Source organism: Vibrio sp. 03_296, assembly GCF_002265885.1.
This window is the reverse complement of the sequence record NZ_NPKW01000512.1, coordinates 1-665: the sequence shown is the minus strand read 5'-3', so window position 1 is coordinate 665 and position 665 is coordinate 1. Positions and strand designations below refer to the sequence as shown.

The 665-nt window shown below is 46.4% G+C and carries 2 pseudogenes; both read left to right on the top strand.

The window, feature by feature from the left end:
* A pseudogene (locus CIK04_RS25815) lies at positions 1-209 on the top strand (helix-turn-helix domain-containing protein); the annotation flags it as partial.
* 184 nt (positions 210-393) lie between these two features.
* Positions 394-665 (top strand): annotated as a pseudogene (locus tag CIK04_RS25810) (hypothetical protein); the annotation flags it as partial.

Genomic DNA, 665 nt, shown 5'->3' with positions numbered 1-665 from the left:
AAAGAGCAAATGGGCATTACGCCGCATCAATACCTGCTCGGTARCGGCATCGATATGGCCAAAGATCGTGATTGAAAAAGGCACATTAAGCTTGGGGCAAATTGCCGAGCTGACCGGTTTTTCCGGCCAAAAGTACCTTTACCCACTCCTTTACTCGCTTACAGGGCGTTTCACCTTCGCAATACAAAAAGCAATTTGGCGTTAAATAAGTTGCTTTTTACGAACACAATATTTTGCTTAAATTCGTGTGATCATGTAGTTGTTTTGTTAAAAAAGCGAGTTTTTAGCAAAAAGCTCGGAGTTTTTGACAAGTAATCCTCTCAGGCTCAAAATACACTGCCAGCCATTGTGTAGCCCCGAAGCGGTTTTCGGGGATGAGATTGAGGAAAACGCATGTTTACAGCAACAGATGTGTTAAAGCCGGAGTTTGTCGCGCAGCCGCTCGATAAGCTATGGGCATTGATCTCCCCATTGTATATGGTGGACGAATCTCAATGGCTGGAGCAGCTCCTGCCACTGGCAACCCCTTCAGCGGAAGAAAAACGACACGATCGCCAGCCGAACGACTCAGCTAATTGAAGCGATTCGCGCCGACAAGAAGTCGATTCAACTGATCGATGCACTGTTGTTGGAATACAGCCTAGACACGCATGAAGGCATTTTGC